The 21,622-nt window shown below is 57.1% G+C and carries 21 protein-coding genes and 1 tRNA gene; 11 read left to right on the forward strand and 11 right to left on the reverse strand.

The window, feature by feature from the left end; all coding sequences use genetic code 11:
• The first annotated feature begins 10 nt into the window (after positions 1 to 10).
• From B5E43_RS11870 to B5E43_RS11900, 8 genes are all read left to right on the forward strand, one after another.
• Positions 11 to 190 (forward strand): DUF5049 domain-containing protein, encoded by a 180-nt coding sequence (locus tag B5E43_RS11870; RefSeq protein WP_087396988.1) that lies wholly within the window; start codon positions 11 to 13, stop codon positions 188 to 190.
• Positions 191 to 197: 7 nt separating this feature from the next.
• Positions 198 to 539, forward strand: coding sequence for a hypothetical protein (locus B5E43_RS11875; RefSeq protein ID WP_087396990.1), 342 nt, complete (start codon positions 198 to 200; stop codon positions 537 to 539).
• 25 nt (positions 540 to 564) lie between these two features.
• Positions 565 to 1,572 (forward strand): hypothetical protein, encoded by a 1,008-nt coding sequence (locus tag B5E43_RS11880; protein ID WP_087396992.1) that lies wholly within the window; start codon positions 565 to 567, stop codon positions 1,570 to 1,572.
• Entirely contained in the window at positions 1,559 to 1,729 is a 171-nt protein-coding gene (locus B5E43_RS15170; protein ID WP_158099053.1) for a hypothetical protein, read from the forward strand. The genes B5E43_RS11880 and B5E43_RS15170 overlap by 14 nt, the downstream gene beginning before the upstream one ends.
• On the forward strand, positions 1,726 to 1,950 hold the full coding sequence (locus B5E43_RS11885) for a DUF4314 domain-containing protein (protein WP_087396994.1): 225 nt from the start codon (positions 1,726 to 1,728) through the stop codon (positions 1,948 to 1,950). The genes B5E43_RS15170 and B5E43_RS11885 overlap by 4 nt, the downstream gene beginning before the upstream one ends.
• Before the next feature lie 62 nt (positions 1,951 to 2,012).
• Positions 2,013 to 2,426, forward strand: a complete 414-nt coding sequence (locus B5E43_RS11890; protein ID WP_087396996.1) for a hypothetical protein — start codon at positions 2,013 to 2,015, stop codon at positions 2,424 to 2,426.
• 43 nt (positions 2,427 to 2,469) lie between these two features.
• Positions 2,470 to 3,804, forward strand: coding sequence for a recombinase family protein (locus B5E43_RS11895; RefSeq protein WP_087396998.1), 1,335 nt, complete (start codon positions 2,470 to 2,472; stop codon positions 3,802 to 3,804).
• A 1-nt stretch (position 3,805) separates the two neighbouring features.
• Positions 3,806 to 5,077 carry a recombinase family protein gene (locus tag B5E43_RS11900; protein ID WP_087397000.1) on the forward strand — a complete coding sequence of 424 codons (1,272 nt, stop codon included), beginning with the start codon at positions 3,806 to 3,808 and terminating at the stop codon, positions 5,075 to 5,077.
• A 300-nt stretch (positions 5,078 to 5,377) separates the two neighbouring features.
• Here the strand turns inward: B5E43_RS11900 and B5E43_RS11905 are convergent.
• From B5E43_RS11905 to murJ, 7 genes are all read right to left on the reverse strand, one after another.
• A tRNA-Ser gene (locus B5E43_RS11905) sits at positions 5,378 to 5,468 on the reverse strand.
• A gap of 193 nt (positions 5,469 to 5,661) precedes the next feature.
• The gene (gene csaB, locus B5E43_RS11910; protein ID WP_087397002.1) at positions 5,662 to 7,875 is read right to left on the reverse strand and encodes a polysaccharide pyruvyl transferase CsaB; all 2,214 of its coding nucleotides are present in this window, start codon (positions 7,873 to 7,875) and stop codon (positions 5,662 to 5,664) included.
• Between the two features lie 27 nt (positions 7,876 to 7,902).
• Positions 7,903 to 8,394, reverse strand: a complete 492-nt coding sequence (locus B5E43_RS11915; protein ID WP_087397004.1) for a DUF4330 domain-containing protein — start codon at positions 8,392 to 8,394, stop codon at positions 7,903 to 7,905.
• A complete protein-coding gene (locus B5E43_RS11920) occupies positions 8,394 to 8,900 on the reverse strand; it encodes a DUF4330 domain-containing protein (RefSeq protein WP_087397006.1) in 507 nt (168 codons plus the stop codon). The genes B5E43_RS11915 and B5E43_RS11920 overlap by 1 nt, the downstream gene beginning before the upstream one ends.
• On the reverse strand, positions 8,901 to 10,022 hold the full coding sequence (locus tag B5E43_RS11925) for a glycosyltransferase family 4 protein (protein ID WP_087397008.1): 1,122 nt from the start codon (positions 10,020 to 10,022) through the stop codon (positions 8,901 to 8,903).
• Positions 10,019 to 11,479: an O-antigen ligase family protein gene (locus tag B5E43_RS11930; RefSeq protein ID WP_087397010.1), complete on the reverse strand. Its 1,461-nt coding sequence runs from the start codon at positions 11,477 to 11,479 to the stop codon at positions 10,019 to 10,021. The genes B5E43_RS11925 and B5E43_RS11930 overlap by 4 nt, the downstream gene beginning before the upstream one ends.
• 3 nt (positions 11,480 to 11,482) lie before the next feature.
• On the reverse strand, positions 11,483 to 13,045 hold the full coding sequence (gene murJ, locus B5E43_RS11935) for a murein biosynthesis integral membrane protein MurJ (protein ID WP_158099054.1): 1,563 nt from the start codon (positions 13,043 to 13,045) through the stop codon (positions 11,483 to 11,485).
• A gap of 280 nt (positions 13,046 to 13,325) precedes the next feature.
• On the opposite strand from murJ, the gene B5E43_RS11940 reads away from it, so the two are divergent.
• Entirely contained in the window at positions 13,326 to 16,370 is a 3,045-nt protein-coding gene (locus tag B5E43_RS11940; protein WP_158099055.1) for a phosphodiester glycosidase family protein, read from the forward strand.
• A gap of 125 nt (positions 16,371 to 16,495) precedes the next feature.
• On the opposite strand, the gene B5E43_RS11945 is transcribed toward B5E43_RS11940, so the two are convergent.
• Genes B5E43_RS11945 through B5E43_RS11960 form a run of 4 tightly spaced genes read right to left on the reverse strand, consistent with a single transcriptional unit; the run spans position 16,496 to position 19,195 of the window.
• Positions 16,496 to 17,242, reverse strand: a complete 747-nt coding sequence (locus tag B5E43_RS11945; RefSeq protein WP_087397016.1) for a hypothetical protein — start codon at positions 17,240 to 17,242, stop codon at positions 16,496 to 16,498.
• A 6-nt stretch (positions 17,243 to 17,248) separates the two neighbouring features.
• Complete coding sequence (locus tag B5E43_RS11950; protein WP_087397018.1) at positions 17,249 to 17,917, reverse strand: hypothetical protein; 669 nt, start codon at positions 17,915 to 17,917, stop codon at positions 17,249 to 17,251.
• Positions 17,918 to 17,930: 13 nt separating this feature from the next.
• Entirely contained in the window at positions 17,931 to 18,818 is an 888-nt protein-coding gene (locus B5E43_RS11955; protein WP_087397020.1) for an ABC transporter ATP-binding protein, read from the reverse strand.
• Positions 18,815 to 19,195 carry a GntR family transcriptional regulator gene (locus tag B5E43_RS11960; protein WP_087397022.1) on the reverse strand — a complete coding sequence of 127 codons (381 nt, stop codon included), beginning with the start codon at positions 19,193 to 19,195 and terminating at the stop codon, positions 18,815 to 18,817. Before B5E43_RS11960 ends, B5E43_RS11955 begins: the two co-directional genes overlap by 4 nt.
• Positions 19,196 to 19,409: 214 nt before the next feature.
• Here B5E43_RS11960 and B5E43_RS11965 point away from each other — a divergent pair, with 214 nt between their 5' ends.
• Both B5E43_RS11965 and B5E43_RS11970 read left to right on the forward strand, forming a co-directional pair.
• Positions 19,410 to 20,864, forward strand: a complete 1,455-nt coding sequence (locus tag B5E43_RS11965; protein WP_087397024.1) for a hypothetical protein — start codon at positions 19,410 to 19,412, stop codon at positions 20,862 to 20,864.
• Between the two features lie 35 nt (positions 20,865 to 20,899).
• The gene (locus tag B5E43_RS11970) at positions 20,900 to 21,589 is read left to right on the forward strand and encodes a response regulator transcription factor (RefSeq protein ID WP_087397026.1); all 690 of its coding nucleotides are present in this window, start codon (positions 20,900 to 20,902) and stop codon (positions 21,587 to 21,589) included.
• Positions 21,590 to 21,622: the final 33 nt, after the last annotated feature.

Below are 21,622 nucleotides of genomic sequence, written 5' to 3' on the forward strand. Positions count from 1 at the left end.
GGAATTTACTATGACAGAGAAAATCCGAGAGCAGATTCTGGCGATCCGCGACAGCGGTGAGACCAATATGTTCGACACCCGCATGGTGCAGTACATTGCCAACCGCGAGGGCTACTATGAGCTGGTCATCTATCTGGAGGAGCACAGCAAAGAATATTGGCACTTCATTATGACCGGCTCCGAGGAGTGAGGCGGAGATGGCAGACCACAAAATCACGGTTCACACCGAGGACGGCATTTGGCTGCTGGGTGTAGTAGACGATCATCCCTTTGAAGCAAAGGTCTGCGACGAAGCTTCCGGCTTCGGGATCGACTGCGGCAGGGTGATCAAGCTGCACATTCGCGGCAAACAGGCTTCCAGTGAGATTGTGGCCTATGAGCGTGGCTGGGACAGGTTCCCGAAGGGCGCGCACAAAGGACTGGCTCGGGCGGTCATTCGCTTCTGCGAATCTCTGCCGGAGCAGGAGATCTGGAGAGGCACGTTTCTGACCGAGCGTCACTTTCTTGTGACGGAGGACGACGTGCTGGAGTACGAATGATTTGACTAAAGAAATGGAGGTTACTATGAGCATCAATTTTCATGTTACAGGAAAAGAACGCAAGGCGCTGGTAGAGGCGCTCTCCGAGATCACATTCTCCGAGGCGGCCTATGCCGGAGCGCCGACCTTTGCCTATCGTGTGGGCGATTACACCGTGGATAAAAACGGCGTGATCTTTTACCCGCCCACACTGGCGCAGGAGGCGGTTGCCCTGGTGGTTAAGAAGCTGAAAGAACGGGACTTTATCCCGGAGGGTGAGGCGCAGGCGGATCTTCCCAAAGAGGACGCCCCCGCCGAAATCCCGGCAGAAAGGCCCGACGTCGCGCCGGAGGCCGCAGCCCTCGCCCAACCCGAGGCGGAGGCTATGGAGGCCACAGAGGGCGCGGAAAGGCCCGATACGGCGGAAGAGGGCGAAGCGGGTCCCGCCCAACCCGATGAGGCCGATGATGCCCCGGAGGTATCCGAAGATCTTCCCAATGATGAGAATGACACTGAAAAGGAACCCGAGGTTTCTGCCGTCCGCAGCGATGACGCTCCGGATGGCACAGCGGAGGATGTTCCCGTTGCTGAGGCGGAGGGCAACAAGCTCACCGTCAGCATTCCGCGCAAAACCCTTACGGACGATGCGCTGGAACGCTTGAAGCTGATCGTCTCCAACAAGGAGATGCTGTTCAAGCGGGCCGTGATTGCCGACGCTCTGCCTATTGAAGTCACGGAGGAAGAGGTTGCTTTCCCGTGGTTCACCCTCACGGGTGTAGATGGCGAGGCGGCTGCTTACGCGCAGTTCATCACGGCCCTCTGCCAGATGGCCAGTGAGCAGACCCGCATTCTGGACAAGCCCTACGACGGCGACAACGACCGCTTCGCCATGCGTATCTTCATGGTGAGCCTGGGGATGAAAGGCGCTGCGTTTGCGCTGGCGAGAAAGCTGATGATGAAGCATCTCACCGGCAACAGCGGCTGGCGCTACGGTGCACCGCCGAAAGGCAAAGCTGAAACTGCGGAGAAGGAGGAAGCCAATGTTTGCGATTAAGCAAAAGTTCATGAGGCTCTTCTGCCACGAGGTCAGGGATGACCTGACACCACAGAAACAGGCGGAACTGCGCCAGGCACTTGGAGGAAACGGCAATTATGACGTTTTCCCGATTGCAGAGGTTCCGGTTCCGGATGAAGAGGAGGAGTTTGAATGATTGGTTTGCCAAGCAGAGATATCGTGGAGCAGTTGCGGAAAAGTTACCCCCAAGGCACACGGGTGGAGCTGATCAACATGAACGATCCCTACACGAAGTTGAAGCCCGGTGACCGTGGAACGGTTTCCATGGTGGACGACACCGGCACCATATTCGTCAACTGGGATTGTGGCTCCGGCCTTGGCGTTGTCTATGGCGAGGATCATATCCGCAAAATCTGAGTGGGCGTACATTACGAATCCCCGGCTCATTACGGGCCGGGGATTTTCTAAGGAGGCGCAGCATGCGTAACGACTACCTGAATCAGAAAAGTTTACGAGTTGCGGTCTATTGCAGGGTGGCAACAGACACGCAGGTCACCGATCAAGCGAAAGATATTGTCGGGGAAAGGAGAGAAACAATGACGGGACAACAATTAGAACAGATTGCCGCTCTGCGGCGGAAAAATTATCCGTACAGCTTTATTGGCCGGGAGCTTGGATTGTCTCCCAATACCGTAAAGTCTGTTTGTAGACGCAAAGGGTTCGGAGCGACTGGCTTGCGAAAAACAAAGGCGGAGAAGCTGAATGCGCCGATTTGCCGGTATTGCCACAAACCATTGGATGAAGCGGCACGACATGGAGCTGTCTTTTGCTCGAATTATTGCCGCATGAGATGGCGCAGAGATCATCGGGAGATTATCGAAATCAATCGTTGACTCTTTCGGGCCAGAGAGTGATGAATGTCGTTAGGAGGTTAAAATGATACATATTGAAGAAATACCGGCAAAGCCGAAAGAACCAAAGAAAATCCGCGTGGCGGCCTATGCCCGCGTTTCGTCAGATAAGGACGCCGCTTTCCACTCATTGGAGGCACAGGCGGAATATTACCGTGATTATGTCGCGGCACGCCCGGATTGGGAATTGGTTTCCATCTATTCGGACAACGGAATCTCCGGGACAACGATCCATCGTCCGGAGTTTCAACGAATGCTGCAGGATTGCCGGGATGGGAAAATTGACCTTGTAGTCACGAAGTCCGTGACCCGCTTTGCACGCAATACCGTGATTCTGCTCGAAACAATCCGAGATCTGAAGAAACTGGGCGTTGACTGCTACTTCGAGAAAGAGGACATGCATTCCATTAGCCCGGATGGAGAACTTTTGCTGACGCTTCTTGCCATGTATGCCGAAGAAGAAGCACGGTCTGCCAGTGAGAACCAGAGATGGCGCATCCAGAAGCTATATGATCAGGGCAAGCCCGCTGGCGGTCATGTTTTCGGATATCGGCTGACGGGCGAGAGATTCGAGATCGTGCCGGAAGAAGCCGAGGTCGTAAAGGAAATTTTCAATCTGTATCTCTCCGGAATGGGTTACGCCAAAATTGCCAGAACGCTCATTGAGAGAGGAATTTCCTCCTGCTTTGGCGGTACCTGGTCTAGCGCATCTGTAAGAGATATCCTTCTCAACGAAAAGTACACCGGCGACCTGCTCCTACAAAAGTATTTCCGGGAGGATTTCCGCACCAAAAAGGATCGGAAAAATACCGGCGAGCTTCGCAAAGTCTACGTCAAAAACAGCCACGATGGGATTATTGAACGGCAGACTTTTCAGGCCGTACAGCAGGAGATCGAGCGCCGCAGTGCTCGTCAGATGGAAATTATGGCACACAGAACCGTTGGACATGAAAACAGCGGCAAGTTGTTTACCGGGCTGATCTCGTGCGGTTGCTGTGGAGGCACATATGTACGGAAATACACCAACGCCAAGAGCGGCGACCAGCCGATCTGGATCTGCAACCAATATTTCAAGTATGGAAAGGCTGCCTGCCAGTCTCAAAGAATATCCGAAGATATCCTAATCGAGAAAACCAAAGAAATCTTGGGTGTTTCTGAACTTAACAGGGAGAAAATATTAGGCGCGATCTCCCGCATCATTGTCCCGGAACACCACTGCCTTATTTATGAACTGACAGATGGCTCGACTGCCGATGCGCATTGGGAACATCCGTCCCGAAAATTAAGCTGGACAGATGAGATGCGCGAGGCCGCACGGCAGAAAGCCTTAAAGCAACACAAGGAGGGAGGTCAATCATAATATGCCGGAAATAGAATTCATAGCTCCGACAAAAACACTGCAACAGCAGCCATTTACATCTGTAACCCGCAAAAAGAAGGTTGCCGCTTACGCTCGTGTTTCCACCGAGCAGGACGAACAGCAATCCAGCTATGAGGCACAGGTGGATTTCTACACCCGCTATATTCAAAGCAATCCGGACTGGGAGTTCGTAGAAGTGTTTGCAGACCGAGGAATTACCGGTACAAATACCAAAAACCGTGATAGCTTTAATCGCATGATTCAGCTTGCCTTAGACGGCGGCATCGATATCATCCTGACGAAGTCCATCTCCCGCTTTGCTCGAAATACGGTAGACACACTGCAAACCGTGCGCAAGTTAAAGGCTATTGGCGTGGAGGTGATCTTTGAAAAAGAGAACCTGCATACTTTTGATCCCAGGTGTGAGATGATGCTCACGATCATGAGCTCTCTCGCCCAGGAGGAAAGCCGCTCCATCAGCGAAAATGTCCGTTGGGGCAAGCAGAAAAGCATGCGGGATGGAAAAGTGAATCTGGCATATTCCCACTTTCTCGGATACAAAAAGGGGCCTGACGGCAGGCCGGAGATCGTCGAGGAAGAAGCCGTCATTATTCGGGAAATCTATGATCTTTTCCTGTCTGGAAGAACCCTCAATGAGATTGCCACCATTCTAACAGAGATGGGCGTTTCAACGCCAGCAGGAAAGAGCAAATGGTGTGTCAGCACTGTCCGCAGCATCCTCAGCAATGAAAAATACAAGGGCGAGGCATTGCTCCAGAAGACCTATACCGTGGATTATCTCACCAAAGAGGTCAGAAAGAATACTGGCGAGGTACCGTCCGTCCGCGTCCGCAATTCTCATGAGGCGATCATAGAACCAGAAGTATTCGATCTGGTGCAGGAGATGCTGGCAGAAAACATCAAGCGCCGATCCAAAGTGCGCACCAAGCATCCGTTTGCCGGTAAAATCGTCTGTGGCGATTGCGGCGGTTTCTATGGTCATAAGGTCTGGCGGTTACGCAGCACAGGGGAACGCTACGATGTCTGGTACTGCAACCACAAGTACGATGGCGATGAGATATGTGACTCTCCAAGGCTTCGGGAGACCGAAATCAGAGATGCATTTGAAAAAGTGCTGCAAGAATGCGGTGATCCGAATCCTGTCTACACCGATGAGCGGTGGAATGAGCTGGTCCAATCCGTCGCAGTTTATAGGGGTAATCACCTTATCTTCACCTTAGCAAATGGCGAGACAGTGAAGATTACCCTCTAAGCCATAGCACATTACAAGCAACGCCGCAGGACAGCCTGCGGCGTTTTTCTATCGTAAAATTATCCGTATCACTTTTGAAAAAAGTGGTGCACAAAAAAATATCCGTATCAAAAGTGGTGCAGCAGACAGATCATCAGAAACTGTCTTTTTCCCAGCGTCTCAAAATTGGTGCATCCTGTTCCTTGACGAGAGCCCAAACGATTGAAAAAGGACACAAAAAAGTGGGCCACCCCCGCGATTAACAGGGGTGACCCATGGATTGTGCGTCGCTATGCGATATCCATAGACGACGTATTGATATGGCGGAGTAGGAGGGATTCGAACCCTCGAGCCGTGTTAGCGGCTACACGATTTCCAGTCGTGCTCGTTATGACCACTTCGATACTACTCCGTATCGGCAACGGTTTTCAGACCGTACTGCCGGGGTCACCGCGACAGCAACATGTATTATACCAGTTTTTCGCTGTGAGTCAACCCCTTTTTGCAAAAAAACAGTAAAAATTTTTGGAGGGAAATCGTTTTGGCATCTCCAAGGGAAAAAGAAACCGCGCCCCAGGACGTGAGGTCCCAGGACGCGGAGGGAATTAGTGCTTGGTGCGCTCCAGCATATGCAGAAGCAGTTCTTCGTTTTTCCCGGCAGCCCGGGTGAGAGCGGCAGAAGTATCTTTTAAATTGGCCAGAACCGCGTCGTAATCGGCCATCAGGGCATCCGCTCTGCGGATGGCCTCTGCCCCGTCAAAGCGCTCCACGTGGCCTGCAGCGGGGAGAGAGAGCTCCTTTAGATAGCTGTCTACCTTGGGGTCATAGACCAGGCCCATGGCAGGTACGGCCATCCGGGCGGCAAAAATCAACGTGTGCAGACGCATGGCCAGACACAGCCGCGCCTGTCCCAGGACCGCCATCAGTTCCCGGGGCGTACAAGGCACGTCCAGGAGGCTGGAGGGCTCCTCCATCAGGCTTTGGACCTGCCGGGCGGTTTCCCGATCCCGGGTAGGCTGCATGAGGAGGAAGAGGACCTGAAGCCCGTGCTGGCGGGAAAGATGGTCACACAGACGGGCCAGCTCCTGGCAGAAGTTACCGGTGTCCCGCCACTCCCGCACGGAGACAGCCACAAAGGGCTTGCCTGGGACAAGGTTCGTTTGAGCCAGCAGCTCCATCCCACGCTGAGCCGGAGCGGGCGCCAGATGAAATACCGGATCGGCGGTCACCAGCAGGTCGCTTCTGGTTACGCCCATATCTGCCAGTTCCCGGGCGGAGCTGTGGTCCCGGAGGGTGACTAAGCTAGCCCGCTCCACCACCCGTTTTACTCTCCGGCGGTTGCCGGGGCGGCGGACCGGGCCAATACCATTGGCATAGAGCATCACGGGTTTCCCCAGCCATTCGGCACAGCGGATGACGGATAGGTAGTAGAGCAGAGAGCGGGTGGAGGTGGTGTCCTGGAGAAGGCTTCCTCCACCGGAGAGGAGGGCGTCGCTTCGACGTAGGGCGGAGAAGACGGACCAGAACCGGAACCGGGGAATTGCCTCCATGCCATATTGGGTCCTGGTAAGTTCTGGATCGTTGGACAGTACGGTGACAGCGATATCGTCGCTGGCCTCATGAATGGCCTGCTGAATTGCTTCCAGAATGGCGTCGTCCCCAGCGTTAGAAAAGCCGTAGTAGCCGCTCATGACCACCCGGTATTTCCTGCGCCGGACCTGGTCATAGACGCGTAAGAAGTCCTGAGCCATCCGGCGCACCGAGTAGTAGTCGAAGATGACCTGCCGTCCATAAGCCCCTGCCTGCTCTTTCTCCTGGGGGGAAAGAGCAAAGGCGGCGCTGACGTCGGCCAGGAGAGTTTCGGGGGTGGACAGGGGCAGTCCACGGCAGCAGAAGTTGCCTGCCTGAGCCTCTGCCAGCTTTTCCGGCCCAAAGAGGCCGTGGTAGCCTTCATTGCCGGCCACGATCACCGGTTTTCCGGCCGACATGGCCTCCAGGGCGGCCCGGGATACCCCTACAAACACCTGCCCTGCCGCCACGATCTCGTTGATATCGGTACGGGGACCGGCCATGGTCACGCAGTTCCGGCCAAGCTGGGCGTTGACCTGCTCGGCAAGGGCCTGGAGCTCGGCAAAGACATTTCCTCCTCCAGCAATGAGCAGCTGAATCCCTGGGACAGCCTGGCTGAGCTGGGGAGCGATCTGGATGAGCTGCCGAGCCACCATGGCCCGGTCGGCATCCATCCGGCTGACATAGGAGAGAATGGGCTGCTGGGGGTCCAGACCAAATTCTTGGATAACCCGCGCTCCAGAGACAGCGGGGGAAAACTTCTCCGTATCAATGCCGTTGATGGTAACGGAGATGTGCTCGGCAGGCAGGCCATATTCCCGAATTAGGTAGGCCTTGATGTCCTCAGATACAGCGATGGTGCGCTCTCCCCAGTTGGTCAGGTAGCGCAGCATACCGCTGGCGTCAAAGACCCAGTGAGCGGTGGTGACAAAGGGGAATTTCAGCTGCTTTTGCAGACTTCCGCACAGGAAAGCGGGAATCCGGGCGTGGGCGTGGACCAGGTCGGGCTTTTCCTTTAACAGCACGTCCTTTAAAATACGGCGGGAGCGGAGCATGTCGCCCACATTGCGCCGGTGCATGGGGGCGTTATAGTGGCGGATGCCCGCAGCGGTGATTTCAGGGACGTACACGCCGCCGTTGGAGACGACCACGATGTCGTGCCCCTGGTGCTTGAGCTCCTTAGCCAGCTCGACGATATGGGTTTCAGCTCCGCCGATGTCCAGGCCCATGGTGGCCATTAGGATCTTCATGTCAGATCCTCCTTCTTGTGATCCAGCTTACCCGATGGAGGTGACGACGCCGGTAAATTGGGCATAGGGGGTGTAGAAGTTCCGGGAGGAGTTGACCCCTAAATCATAGACCCGATTGAGCAGGTAGCGGCCGTCACTGAGAATGCCGCTGCCCTGGATGGTAAGCAGAAGATTGACGCCGTCCTCTACAGGAACGGTGTCCACGGTACCATCGTTAAACTCCGCCATTTTACCGCTGGGAAGCACTTCAATGGACACAATTTTTCCCAGGGTGCCACCGCTGCTGCGGTCCTGGTCGTACATATAGTCCCCTTCCCGGACGGCGTCAGCTACATAGTTGCGCACGCCGCTGGCCAGCACCTGATAGGTGATCTCGTTGTTGGTCACGCTGGTTCCAGTGTGGGTCTGGTTACTTTTAAAATAGAGTGCGGCGGCCAGAACCACTACCACCGCCAGGACCAGCACGTCGATGACGCTGATTTTGCCGAATAGCCGGCCGTTATGATCGATCAATTTCATTACTCGCCCTCCCGTTCAATGGCAACAATGGGACCGCTGGCCATATAGCCCTCGCCCCGGATGTAGGCGGTGCCGCCCACCCGCAGGGCATAGCCGCCGCCCAGTGTGATGGCCTCGTCCGTGATGGTGCAGGGGGACTCCACGGTAACCAGCACATCCTCATAGCCGGGGATGATGGTCAGGACATACTGCCGGCTGTTGTGGTCCAGCTGGAGGGACTGAGCGGGGACGACCTCAGAGGAAACTACGCTACCCAGCTCATAATTTTTAATGTTGTCCACCAGTTTGTCTCCCGACTCAATGAGAGAACTGGTCCCTTCGATCCACTTCTGGAAGCGGACGGTATAGCGCACCGTGGAGGAGGCAGCAGCAGGGGTGCCCACAGAGGCGGTATCGGGTTTGAGGGCGGTCCAGAGAAGGAACGCGCCCACGGCCAGGGCCAGAACCAGGACGATGCCGTCAAACAGGTTCAGGCGCAGACGGAATTTAGGGGTGTTGGATTCCATTTACTTGGCTCCTTTCAGGATAGTTCGATAGACAGTTTCAGTATTTCGGGCAAACACTTCTCCAGTGAAGCGGCTTTGGAAGGTCTCCTTGGCTTGGCGGCCCAGTGCTTGGCACTGCTTCGGATGGTCCATCAGCTGTGCCATGGCGTCGGCCAGAGCCCCACTGTTCCGGCTGGGGAAAATCAGGCCGTCCTTGTCCTGGGTGATAACAAAGGGGTTGCCTCCGTAGTCGCTGACGATGGAAGGCAGTCCCAGGCTCATTCCCTCCAGCAGGGCCATGCTGGTGGCCTCAGTGCCGTAGGAGACATTGAGCTGGGCATTGAGAATGCTCAGCAGGTCGGGCACGTCGGAGCGGAAGCCCAGCAGCTTGACCACATCTCCGGAGCCGGTGTCCTGCACCGCCTGGGCCAGCTGGGACTCATAGCCGCCCGTCCCGGCGATGAGCACACGGAATTTGGAATAGCCTCGCTCCTTCAGGAGCTTTGCCGCTTCAATGAGGTACTTGTGGCCTTTGTACTCCTCCAGCCGGGCTAAAATGCCAAAGAGGAAGTCATCCGGCTGTACGCCCAGTTCCCGGCGCAGGTCCGCCTGGGCCTGGGGGGTAGTGGGCTGTAGGGGAGCCACGCCGTTCATGACCACGGTGATCTTTTTGGGAGAGATGCCGGCATCTGTGAGGTTATCCCGGGTGGCGGGGCTGACCGCGATGATGTGGTCGGCATAGTGTTCATTCACCAGTTTGTTGACCCAGCGCCCCGGTGGATACCGCAGCTTGGCGGGGACCGGGAAGGCGGAGTGGCGGCTGTATACCACCGGTACATGGCACCGCTTGGCTGCGATGCGGCCGGAGAGGGTGCCGTGGGTGTGGACCAGATCGGGCTTTACATGGCGGATGAGAGACTGGAGGGTCTTCACGTCGTCCTTGTGATAGGAGCGGTCGGCAATTCCGTCCACCTCCAATACCTGGGCTCCGGCCTGTTCCAGGGGCTCTTTGAGCAGGCTGCCCCGGGGGACGGCCACCAGAGTTTCAAACTGGGTGGTGTCGGCGTAGTGCAGGTAATTGAGAATGACCCGGCCTGCTCCGCCGATGTTGGTGTCACTGATGATATTCAGCACTCGAATCATGCCAGCAGCCTCCCTTCCGGAAGCTGGGAGCGGCGGGTGCTGGCGGCGCCCAGGGCCAGGAAAGCCCAGAAGAAGAACATCAGGCGGTAGTTATAAAAGGAGTAGTCGGTCATGGCCTGGACCATGAAGCCACACACGCCGGAGATACAGGCGGTCTGGAGCATACGGCTGGTCCAATCCTTCTCCCGGCTGAAGGCGGAGCACATCATCCGGAAGTAAACGAAGAGAAGAATCACGAATACGATCAAAGCCGCGATGCCTGCGTCGCAGACGATCTGAAGGAAGAGGTTGTGGGAGTGGGGGGCCACAATTCCGTTGTAGCTATAAGCGGGATAGACGGCGTTGAAGGCGGCGTCCCCGGGGCCAATGCCGCACAGCCAGTAGTCCTTCAGCATAGCCAGTACGCCCATCCAGATGTAGACCCGGTAGGAGGTGGAGTTGTCCGTCAGGTCTCCGATGCTGGTAAAGCGGGAGATGACCGTATCGGGGAGGACAAAGTACAGTGCAATGAGAGCGAAGGGGGCCAGCAAAATCAGCCTGGGGTTGAGGAACAAAACGAACACCACTCCCGCAAAGAGAAGGGCCAGCCAAGCGCCCCGGGAGAAGGTAAGGATCATGCACAGGCACATGATGCCGCAGCAGCACAGGTAGAACACCCGCTTGCCCCAGGTTTTGGCCGACAGCAGGCAGGCACCACCCAGGGGGATGGTCAGCAGGAGATACTGGCCCAGCATGTTGGGGTTCTCCAAGGTGGAGGGCACCCGGAAGCTGATGCCGGAGAACATGTCGCTGTCCACCCAGGCCGCCGACTGGTAGCCCCAGCCGAAGATATATTGGAGGATACCGTAGAAGGAGATCAGGGTCCCCACCACTACCACCAGTACCACTAGGGTGTCCAGCTGGGAGCGGTTGGTGATGGAGTTATACAGAGCGATGGGGAAGAGAATAAAGGCTACTGTCAGAAGGCCGGGTTCCAGGCTGGCCTTCAGGTTGACCGAGAAGAGGGTGCCGGCCAGATAGACGGCGGCGTAGAGAATGATATAGCGGTTAATGGGGGACCAGGTCAGGGGACGGTTTTTGTCCCGGACCAGGACAAGGAGTAGGGAGCAGTAGCTGATTGCTGCCAATCCCAGTACCAGTAGGGAGGGGCGGAAGACGCACAGGGCCGGGGCCAGCGCCACGGGAATGGCACACCACAGCCAGCTGTGGAGAAAGACGCTGCCGGTAAAGAGCTTGTCCAGGCGGAGCAGCTGATACAGCCGGCACAGCGCGCTCCGGATCAGAGACCATACCTTAAAAAAGAGGCTGCTCTCCGATGCGCTAGCTCCCCAACCTCTGGGGTTGAGGAACCAGTGGACAATGCCGCTGGAGCGCCACTGGTCCCCGAACCACAGGCACAGGGCCATCAGGGCGCGCCAGAAAAGGCTCCCGTTTAAAACGTGTTTGACTTGTTCCATGGCTTAACCTCGTTTCCGCAAGTGTTTCAACACAGAGAGAATCAGTTTGGCCTCGCTCAGACGCAGGCCGAGCGTAAGGAAGAAATAGACCAGTAGTCCGAACACCACACACACACCCAGAGACACCAATTCTCCCAGCTTACCGGTGGGGAGAACGGTGGTCAAACCGGAGAGCATGGCGGCAGTAGCCAGCCCCATGACCAGAGTGGCCAAGACCATTTTCAGAACGTCCCGGCCCATCGCTCCGTCCAGAATGGCCTCTCCCCGGTGTTGGAGGGGGAGAAGGAGGAGCAGGGCGTAAACGGTGGAGGAAACCGCAGAAGAAATAGCCAGACCGGCTACTTCCAGACGCTGTACCAGCACCATGCACAGCACCAGGTTTACTCCAATGGAGACAGCTCCCGCTACCAAAGGGGTACGGCCGTCCTGGCGAGCGAAATAGGCCCGGCTGAGGATGTTTTGCAGGGCGTAGCCCACCATTCCAAGGGAGAGCCAGACCAGGGCGGTGGAGGTGATTTGAAGAGAGAACTCGTCAAAGGCGCCCCCGCCGTAGATAAAGGAGATGAGAGGACGGGCCACCACCATTAGACCGGCCGTCATGGGCAGTACGAAGAAGAGGCTGCTGCGCACCGTCTGACGTAGGGTGTCCCGAAACTCCCCCTGCTGGCCACCGGCGGTGAGCCGGGACAGGCGGGGAAAGATCACGTTGGTGATGGAGAGAATGAAGGTTCCCGCAATAACTAGATAGAGATTGTTGGAGTACTCCATGGCGGATACTCCGGCCCCATCGTAAAGACGGGAACCGAAGCGAGAGTTGATGACCAGGTTGATGGGCTGCACCCAGGTGGATACCATCACCGGGGCCATCAGGACAAAGACCTTCTTCATTCCCTCGGAGCGGAAGTCCCAGGAGGGACGGTACCGGTAGCCCAGACGGCGCAGGGGAGGAATTTGAATGAGACCCTGAATCAGCCACCCAACCAGATAGGCTCCAGCCAGGCCATAGATGCCCATGGACTGATTAAAAAAGAAAAAATAGGCAATGATGACTAGGTTGGACAGGGTGGACATGAGGGCGGGGGCGGTGAAGTGGTCCTGAGCCTGGAGAACGCCCACCAGAGAAAAGGCCACGCCGGAGAAAAAGAAGGTGGGGAACATCACCCGGGTCAGAGAGATGGCCAGGGCAGTGGTTTGGGGGTCCTCATAGTCGGCAAACAGGGTCACCAGGGGCTGGGGAAAGAGCATGCCCAGCAGGGTGAGGGAGGCAGTGAGTACCGCCATGATGGTGATAAAGCTGCCGGCAAAGCGAAAAGCCTCCTTTTTCCCCTTTTTCTCCAGATACTCGCTAAATACCGGGATAAAACAGGCGGCGATAGCAGAGGCAAATACCGCGTCAAAAAAGACACGGGGGATTCGACTGGCAGTAAAAAAGGCGTTGGCCTCCATCTGAGTGCTGTAATGCACGGCCAGCAGCCGGTCCCGGTATAGACCCAGGATCTTTCCTACCAGGGTAATGAGCATGACCACGCTTATGGTTTTGGTCGCGTTGTTCTGCCGTTCTTCCACGGCGTCGCCTCCTTGGTATATTGGGATGAGATGCAACAAAGTAAGCCGCAATCGACTTATTGTACACCAAGAATACCCGTTTTTCAACCTCTCCAGCCTGCCGTTTACAGCTTGTTCACACTTGGAGAAGCCGCGGGTTTTCCCAGGATAAGGGAGGCTTTTCTTCCTTTTTATCATTGAAACCCGGGGAGCGACCTGCTATAATAATTCACAATCGGGCCTTCGGGCCTAGGAAACTGAGGAAACCACCACTGGCTGATACATGATTAAAGGAGAACCCATGAAAAAAACCGCACTTCCAAATCTGATGCGCCAGGGAGCCGCCTTGGCGCTGGCCATTTTGATGGCCGTTCCCACTGTGTATGCCTCTGCCGGAGAAACAAAGCTTCAAACGACATCGGAGCTGGTGGAGGGCCTTACTTACCACAATACCATTACCGTAAATAATTCCAGCCGTGTAGAGAGCTTCTCCATGGAGCTGGAGGAGGACAGCCAGGCCTACCCCATTTTGCTTCAGGCCTCGGGGACGGTTTACGGCGCGGCCACCATCAATAAGGCGGTCAGCTACGCCCAGGAATTGGGCTACCATGTATTAGGAGCTATCAATACCGACTTTTTTTCCACCTCCTCAGGGGTGCCCATCGGCATTGTGATCGAGGACAGAATCTATAAATCCAGCGCGGAGCATGAGAGCGCCATGATCATCACCGATGGGCAGGTCTCTCTGGTGGAGAGTCCCTCGGTGACCATGACTCTGATCAATCAGAGCACCGGAAAGGTGGTTGCCCCCCACCACCTGAACAAGTGGCGCAGCGAGTCCGGGGGGCTGTATGTGCTCAACGAGGACTTCTCTTCGGTCTCCACCCGAACCTCTACTCCGGGGTGGTATGTGCGGATGAAGCTGGTGGGGGGCAATCCCAACGATCCTTTGGGCATCTGGGGCAGCGGGGAGGAGGAGTCCACCGATCTGACCGTCAACTCCACCCTGACCCTCCAGGTTACCGAGCTCATTCAGTCCAGCGACCCCATCACCATTGGGGAAGATGAGTATATTCTCACCGCGGCCGACGCCTCCGGATACTCGGAGACCTATCAAAGCTTTGCGGTGGGCGACCTGGTCACACTGAGCACCTCCTGCACCAACGAGGACCTGTCCAACTGCCAGTGGGCCGGGGGCGTGGGAGATGTGATGATCCGGGACGGAAAAATCACCGATACCTCCACCTGGAACTACCTCAATGACGGCCGTGCGCCCCGCACCGCCCTGGGGGTCAAGGAGGACGGCACCCTGTTGGTCTACGCCGTGGACGGGCGCCAGTCCGGGTATTCCGTGGGGCTGAGCCAGAAGGATCTGGCGGATGAGATGCTCCGGCAGGGCTGCGTCTGGGCGGTCAATCTGGACGGCGGCGGCTCCACCGCCATCTCGGTGTGGCTGCCCGGACAGTCCGGCCCAACGGTGCGCAATCTGCCCTCGGACGGCAAGCCCAGAAGCTGTGCTACATACCTGCTCCTGGTCACCGAAGAAACGGGGGATGGGGAGGCAGACCGCCTGGCGCTGAAGGAAGACGGCCTTGTGGTGCTGACCGGCTCCTCGGTCACTCTGCCCCAGGCCGTTGCCGTGGACAGCGGACTCAACCCCCTGGACGAAGAAATCGACGATTTGAGAATCACTTCGAAAGAGAACTTGGGGGACATTGAGGACGGGGTGTATACCGCCGGAGACCGGGCGGGTACCGACACCCTGAAGCTGTCCTCCCGGCATCTGGACGCGGAAGGGACCGCCCAGATCCATGTGGTGGATACCCTGACCTCCCTGACCATTTCCAGGGAGGGGAGCACCTCGGCCCTGAGCTCCATCACGGTGAAGCCGGGGGAGACCGTCCAGCTGGCGGCGACCGGTTCTTACTGGAACCGTACCGCCCTGCGGGATTGGGATCCGGTCACCTGGACAGTGAAGGGCGATGTTGGCACCGTGGATGAGAATGGCCTGTTTACCGCCGGAAAGGAGGGCAGCGGTTCCATTACTGCCACAGCCGGTGGGGTGAGCCAGACCATCTCGATCTCCTTTACCAATGTCCATACGGACGTGACCCCCGACCACTGGTCCTATGAGGCGGTGGAGTACTGCTACAGCCACGGCATTGTGGGCGGCATTTCCTCCACAGAGTTTGGCCGGGACTACCAGATTCGCCGGGGCGACTTTATGCTCATGCTCTACGGAGCGGTGGGCAAGCCTGCCGTCCAGACCGGCTGCACCTTCACCGACGTGTCCTCCGGCGATTACTACTACACCGCCCTGGCCTGGGGCCAGAGCGTAGGTTTGGCCTCCGGAACGGGCGACGGAGCCTATTCCCCCACGCAGCCCATTACCCGGGAGCAGGCCTTTACCATCCTGCGCCAGGCCATGCCTCTGCTGGGCAAGGAGTGCCCGGATGCCAGCCTGACCGTGCTGGATCAGTTCTCGGATAAGGACCAGATTGCCGATTACGCCAAGGGCCATACCGCCACTCTGGTGGCCCAGGGGATCGTCAGCGGCAAGGGAACGGGGGTAGACCCCAAGGGCAACCTGACCCGGGCTGAGATGGCCGCGCTGATCTATCAGATCATGACCTATACCCCCATCACCGACGTGCCCACCGATCCGGAGTCGGAACAGCCGGTGGAGCCGGAGCAGCCCACCGAACCGGAAGAGCCCCAGGAACCGGAAGAACCTCAGGAGCCGGAGCAGCCCGGTCAGTCGGAGCTTCCCGATCCTTCGGAGTATACTTTGAGCATGAAGCTCAGTGAGGTGACCCTGGCCTCGGGAGAGAGCCGGCAGCTGTCCGTCTCCCTGGACCCGGAGTGGGAGAACGCCCAGATCACCTGGAGCAGCGACGCCCCCGGCACCGCCCCTGTCACCGCCAACGGCGTGGTGACCAACATCTTCCCGGGCAGCGGTACGGCGGCTGTGACCATCACCGCCAGTTGGAACGGCTTGACGGCCAAGTGTACCGTTTACTGCCAGCAGGCCGCGCTGACGGGGACGGTGGTCAATGCAGAAAGCGGCTTGAATGTCCGCTCCGGCCCCGGCACAGACAACGCCGTAGTGGGAAGCCTGGCCAATGGCACCCGTGTGGTGGTGCTGAAGGCGGAAAACGGCTGGTGTCATGTGCTGTACCTGAATAAAAGCGGCCAGGCGGCCATGGGATATGTCTCCGGCCAGTACATCCAGCTCACCCAGCTGAGCCAGAGCGGCCAGACGGACCAGGGCAGTCAGGACACTCAAACGAGTGAGGAGAGTCAGACCTCTCAGAACAGCCAGGGTAGCCAGGATATTCGTTCCTGATTTAGCTTGAGGTTTCCTGCCAGAGCCTCCTAGTTTCAGCTTGTTGGATACAAAAACCAGTTTCAATGAAACAGGCCCGCTCCCCCACACAAGGGGAGCGGGCCTGTTTTTTAGAAAGCAGTCATTTAATTTTTCACTGGGGCGTGGAGCAGGAAGCAGAAGGACCAGATCAAGGCGGCCAGGCCGGTGATACAGACTACCACCCCGGTCCATAACAGAAAATCTCCCACCAGAATCGCTTGCGTCCCGAGAAGCTGAGGGCCGAAGCAGAACAGCATCCAGGTGCACCACAAGGCCCAGCCTCCCCGGCTGCCGAAGCGGGCGGTGATGGCGCTGATGATGATCCCGATCAGGATTCCCCCCAAAATGAGCAGGGGGAACCACCACCAATCCATAGTAAAGTCCTCAATGAGCAGAGCGCTGCCCGGCTGGAGGGCAGAGGACACACCAAAGGCCGGATCTGGAACGACCATGCCGTCTACCCCCCACGCCAGAGCCGGATACCCGGTGAGGAGCAGCCACAGCCGGGGCGCCACCCAGTGCTCCAACGCGGTAAGCAGGGCAGTGACGGCCAGGGAGCAGCCGCCCTCAAAGGCGATGATGCCCATGGATTGTGCCAGCGCCCGCTGTCTGGTCTGGCCAAAACGAAGGAAATGAAAAAAGGAGATTCCCACATGGGCGACCGTGACAATAGCCATGAGGATACCCGAGCAGACGGGCAGTAAGGCCCCGGAGATCATCAGGCTGGAGTCTGCATGGAAGAAAACCAGCACCCCGGCGGTGATCAGGTGGGTCAGCAGAAACAGGCCCGCCGGGACCCCCAGTATCAGGCACAGATCATCCAAATTAAGAGCGATCGCTTTTTTCAGCATGACGGCTCACCTCACAATGTGGCGGTGCATAGTCCGCCAAAAGAAGTATTCGCTGGCGCCTACAATACCGGCCATGGCGGCCACCAAAATGAGGGGCAAGGCGCCCCAGCCTGCGCCGGAGGCAAACATATCGGCGGTGATGAACAGCAGGGCGGTTGCGGCGATGGCGGCGACCAGAGCCAGGATCAGGACCAGAGTGCCCAGGAGCTTGGAGCGGACCATCAGCATTCCGCACAGACCGCCCAGACACAGGATGGCCAGACAGACCAGGGGGTAGGCCCAGGAGGAGAAGCCGCCCAGGGAGAGGAGGACCTGCCACCGCTCCTGGTCGGTCCAGTGGAACAGGAAGGGGATGGAGGACATGACCACCTGGAGCATCCAGCACACCCCGGTGTACAGCAGCAGGATCCCCTGTACGGCGAAGAAAAAGTCCCGCCGCCGGGCCCCGAAGGAGAGGGCCAGGTTCAGGTTGCTGGTGGTCAGGCCAAAGGAGTAGATGAACAGGACGATGAGACTGAGCAGGGGAAAGGTGGAGAAATAGGTGGCGAACAGGTTTTGATTTCCCTGGGGCACGCCGGTACACCAGGCGCCCGCGATGACGATGAGGGCAAAGGCCAGAATAGCGCCCAAATTGATCCAGGCGAACTGGAGGAGAAAACGGAAGGATTTGATCATGGTCCATCCCTCCTTACCCTTCGTCTCCGTGGCCGCACAGAGCCACAAAAACATTTTGCAGGTTCATGGGGGAAACATCTACGTCAGCCTGGAGGGCCTGCTGGAGTTTGATTCCGTTTCCCCGGACGGCAACAGTCTTGTGCCGGCCCATCTGGTGGGTGGAGAGCACCTCCAGCCCCTGGCAAACGGCATCCACCACATCCTCCCGGCCGGAGATATAGCGGAATTGGTCGATGAGTTCGTCTGTGGGGGCGTTTTCCAGAATCCGTCCCTGATCCAGGATAATGACGTTCTCGAAGACCGAGGCCGCCTCCTCAATGATGTGGGTGGAGACCAGGAAGGTGCGGCCCGACTGGGCGAAGTCCTCCAGCAGCAGCTGATAAAACCGTTCCCGCATTACCACATCCAAACCGGCCGCCGGTTCATCCAAAATGGTGAGGGGGGCGCGGCTGGCCAGGGCAAGGAGGATGGTCACCATGGACATCTGGCCCTTGCTCATCTGGGCGATCTTCTGCTTGGGGTTCAGTTTAAACTCGTTTAAGAGTCGCTGGGCGTAATCCTGGTCCCAACGGGGATAGTAAATGGCCGCGGAGCGCAGGTAATATTTGAGCTTAAAGTTGTTGGGGCCGGAGAACAGGGTTGGCTGCAACTCCCGGGAAAAACAGATTTGATTGAGCGCTTTCTGGTTTTCCCATACCGGCTCCCCGCCGTAAGTCACAGTGCCGCTGTCCTTGGTGTTCTGGGCGGTGAGGATGCTCAGCAACGTGGTTTTGCCCGCTCCGTTGCGGCCGATCAGACCGTAAATTTTCCCCGGCAGCAGCTCCAGGTCCAGGTTGTGAAGCACCTGCTTGTTCCCGTAGGATTTACACAGCCCTTGGGCCTTTAAGATGTCAGTGTTCATTTGCCTTCTCCTTCCTGAATGGCCCGGCGCACCATTTCCAGCAGTTCCTCCCCTGTCACCTGCAGGGAAGCGCCCTCCTGGACCAGAGGCCGGATAAACGTGTCATAAAAGGCGTCCTTTCGCTTTTGACGCACGGCCTGCTCCGCTCCTTGGGCGACAAACATACCGATCCCTCGCTTTTTGAATAGAATCCCGTCTGCAACCAGAAGATTGATGCCCTTGGCGGCGGTGGCGGGGTTAATGTTGTATCCCCGGGCCAATTCGTTGGTGGAGGGGACCTGCTCTCCCTCCTGATATACCCCGCGAAGGATGTCGTCCTCCAGCATCTGGGCGATCTGCAGGTAAATCAGAGATTGGTCGTTCAGCGTTCCATGCACGAGATCACCTCCTAAGTAGGTGCAATGTCCATTGGTTCATTACTTGTGTAATTAACCATAGCACATATGGACCTGGTTGTCAATCCGTTTTTGACCGGAACAAAAAGTTTTGGAAAACCCATAGGCAACGGGAGGGAATTGTGGTATGATGATAAACAGGATTTTTATGTACCCACCCCAAAATATAGGGGGTGGACGGAAAGGAGCGGACAGGATGGGCAAAAAATGGACCAAGCTACTGGTGCCGGCAGCCATGCTGCTGCTGTTGTCCGGCTGTCTGTTTCGGCCACCGGACGAGCTTTATAAGCGACCGGAAAAGTCGGCGGGTTATGACCAGCTGGTCAATGCCATCCGGGATGTGCGCACCAGCCTGGAGAGTGAGTTTGGGGTCAGCAGCGAGGATGCAGTCATTGTCTCAGGAGAGAATACTGCCACAATCCAGCTTCAGGATCTGGATGGAGATAGCCTGCGAGAGAGCGCGGTGACTTTTATTCGCGTACCCGGAGTGGAGAAGTCCCTGAAAATTTACATTTTCACCCAGGTGGGAGAGGACTATCAGGTTACCGGTATTGTAGAGGGCGACGGAGCGGCCATTTACTCGGTGGACTATGTGGATCTGAACGGAAGCGGACAAAAGGAACTGGTGGTAAACTGGCAGATCAGCGCCGGAGTTTACCAGCTGGGCGCTTACACTTTGGACGAACTGGTGGTGCCCGCCGATGAGGAGGGGACAGCCACCAAGGAACGTTCCGATCTCCTGGCGACCGAGCTGCTTCTTATTGGATGCAGCGCAGCCAGTGATGGTCCGAGCAGCTACTCCAGCGGCTTCCGCCTGTTGGATATTGACCAGGACAGCCGGACGGAAATTGCTGTTGTCCGGGTGGACCCGTCAGGTGTGGGCAGTCAGGTGGAAATCTACGGTTGGAGAAATGGGCAAATGTCCAGTTTGGGCGGCGCCGGTCTCTCCGACGGGATGGCCACACTGAACCGGGTGCAGTCCAACTATCTCAGCGGCGAATATTACCCTCCTGCCCTGTATGTCACGGGTACCTTGACGACAGGGGAGAAGGTCATTGATGTGCTGTCCTATCGTACAGAAAATGGGCGGAGTCATTTGGTGAATCTGTCCCGGGACCCGGAGACAGGGGTAAGCCGGAACCAGCTGCACGGCTATGTAGATGTGGTGCCCACTGATATCAATGGGGACCTAGTATTGGAACTGCCCTCGCCCACTCCGCTGCCTTCCTACCAGGATGGAACAGCTTCCAACTTCTGGCTGATTGACTGGGGGCAGTATAACGAGAATGGCCAGTGCAATACCGTTATGACCACCTACCACAATGTGGCGGATAACTGGTATCTGGAGATTCCAGACAGCTGGAAAGGAAACATTACAATCTCACGCAACGATTCCCTCACCGGACAGCGACAGGTCATTTTCTCCCGGTGGAAAGGGGAGAATGAGGTGCCTGAGCCCTTCCTGAGCATTTACCGCCTCACCGGCAGCAACCGATCGGTGCGTGCGGCGGAGGATGGCCGATTTATTCTGCGGGAAGAGGGAGAGGTCATCTATGCGGCGAAGTTCTATGATACCTCCTGGGACTGCGGCATGACGCAGGCAGATTTAATGGAGTGCTTCCAGACCATCCAAACCAGCTGGTATACCTAAGTGTGTTTGCCGGAAGAACGGAGGAGATACAAACGATGAGAAAGATTTTGGTGCTGGAGGATGAGGAGAACATCCGCAGCTTTGTGGTAATCAATCTCAAGCGGGCGGGCTACACCGCCATTGAGGCTGGCACCGGAGAGGAAGCTCTGGCAGCGCTGAAGGCAAACCCGGATATTAAGGTGGCGCTGCTGGATATCATGCTCCCTGATATTGACGGCTTTGAGGTGTGCCGCCGGATTCGGGCCATGGATAACAAAATAGGTATTATCATGCTCACCGCCCGTACCCAGGAGATGGATAAGGTGACGGGCCTGATGACAGGGGCGGATGACTATGTGACCAAGCCCTTCTCCCCGGCGGAGCTTACTGCCCGGGTGGATGCCCTCTTCCGCCGTACAGGAGGGGATATTGAGTCGGTGGCCGCTGACGAGATCAGTGACCCTCCCTTCCTGCTCAATACCCGCAACCGCACTCTGGAGAAGAGCGGCCAGCGGGTGAAGCTGACCCAGGTGGAGTATTCCATCATGAAGCTGTTTATGGAGAACCCGGGAAAGGCCCTGGCCCGGGAGGAAATTTTGGACGCAGTGTGGGGCAAGGACTATTTTGGAGAATTAAAGATCGTGGACGTGAATATCCGCCGCCTGCGTATTAAGATTGAGGACAACGCCCAAAAGCCCACCTATGTCAATACGGTGTGGGGCTACGGGTACAAATGGCGGGGCTGATGGTCCCGGAGTCGGTTGGCTCATAAGATAATC

Source organism: Flavonifractor sp. An100, assembly GCF_002161175.1.
Lineage (GTDB): Bacteria > Bacillota > Clostridia > Oscillospirales > Oscillospiraceae > Lawsonibacter.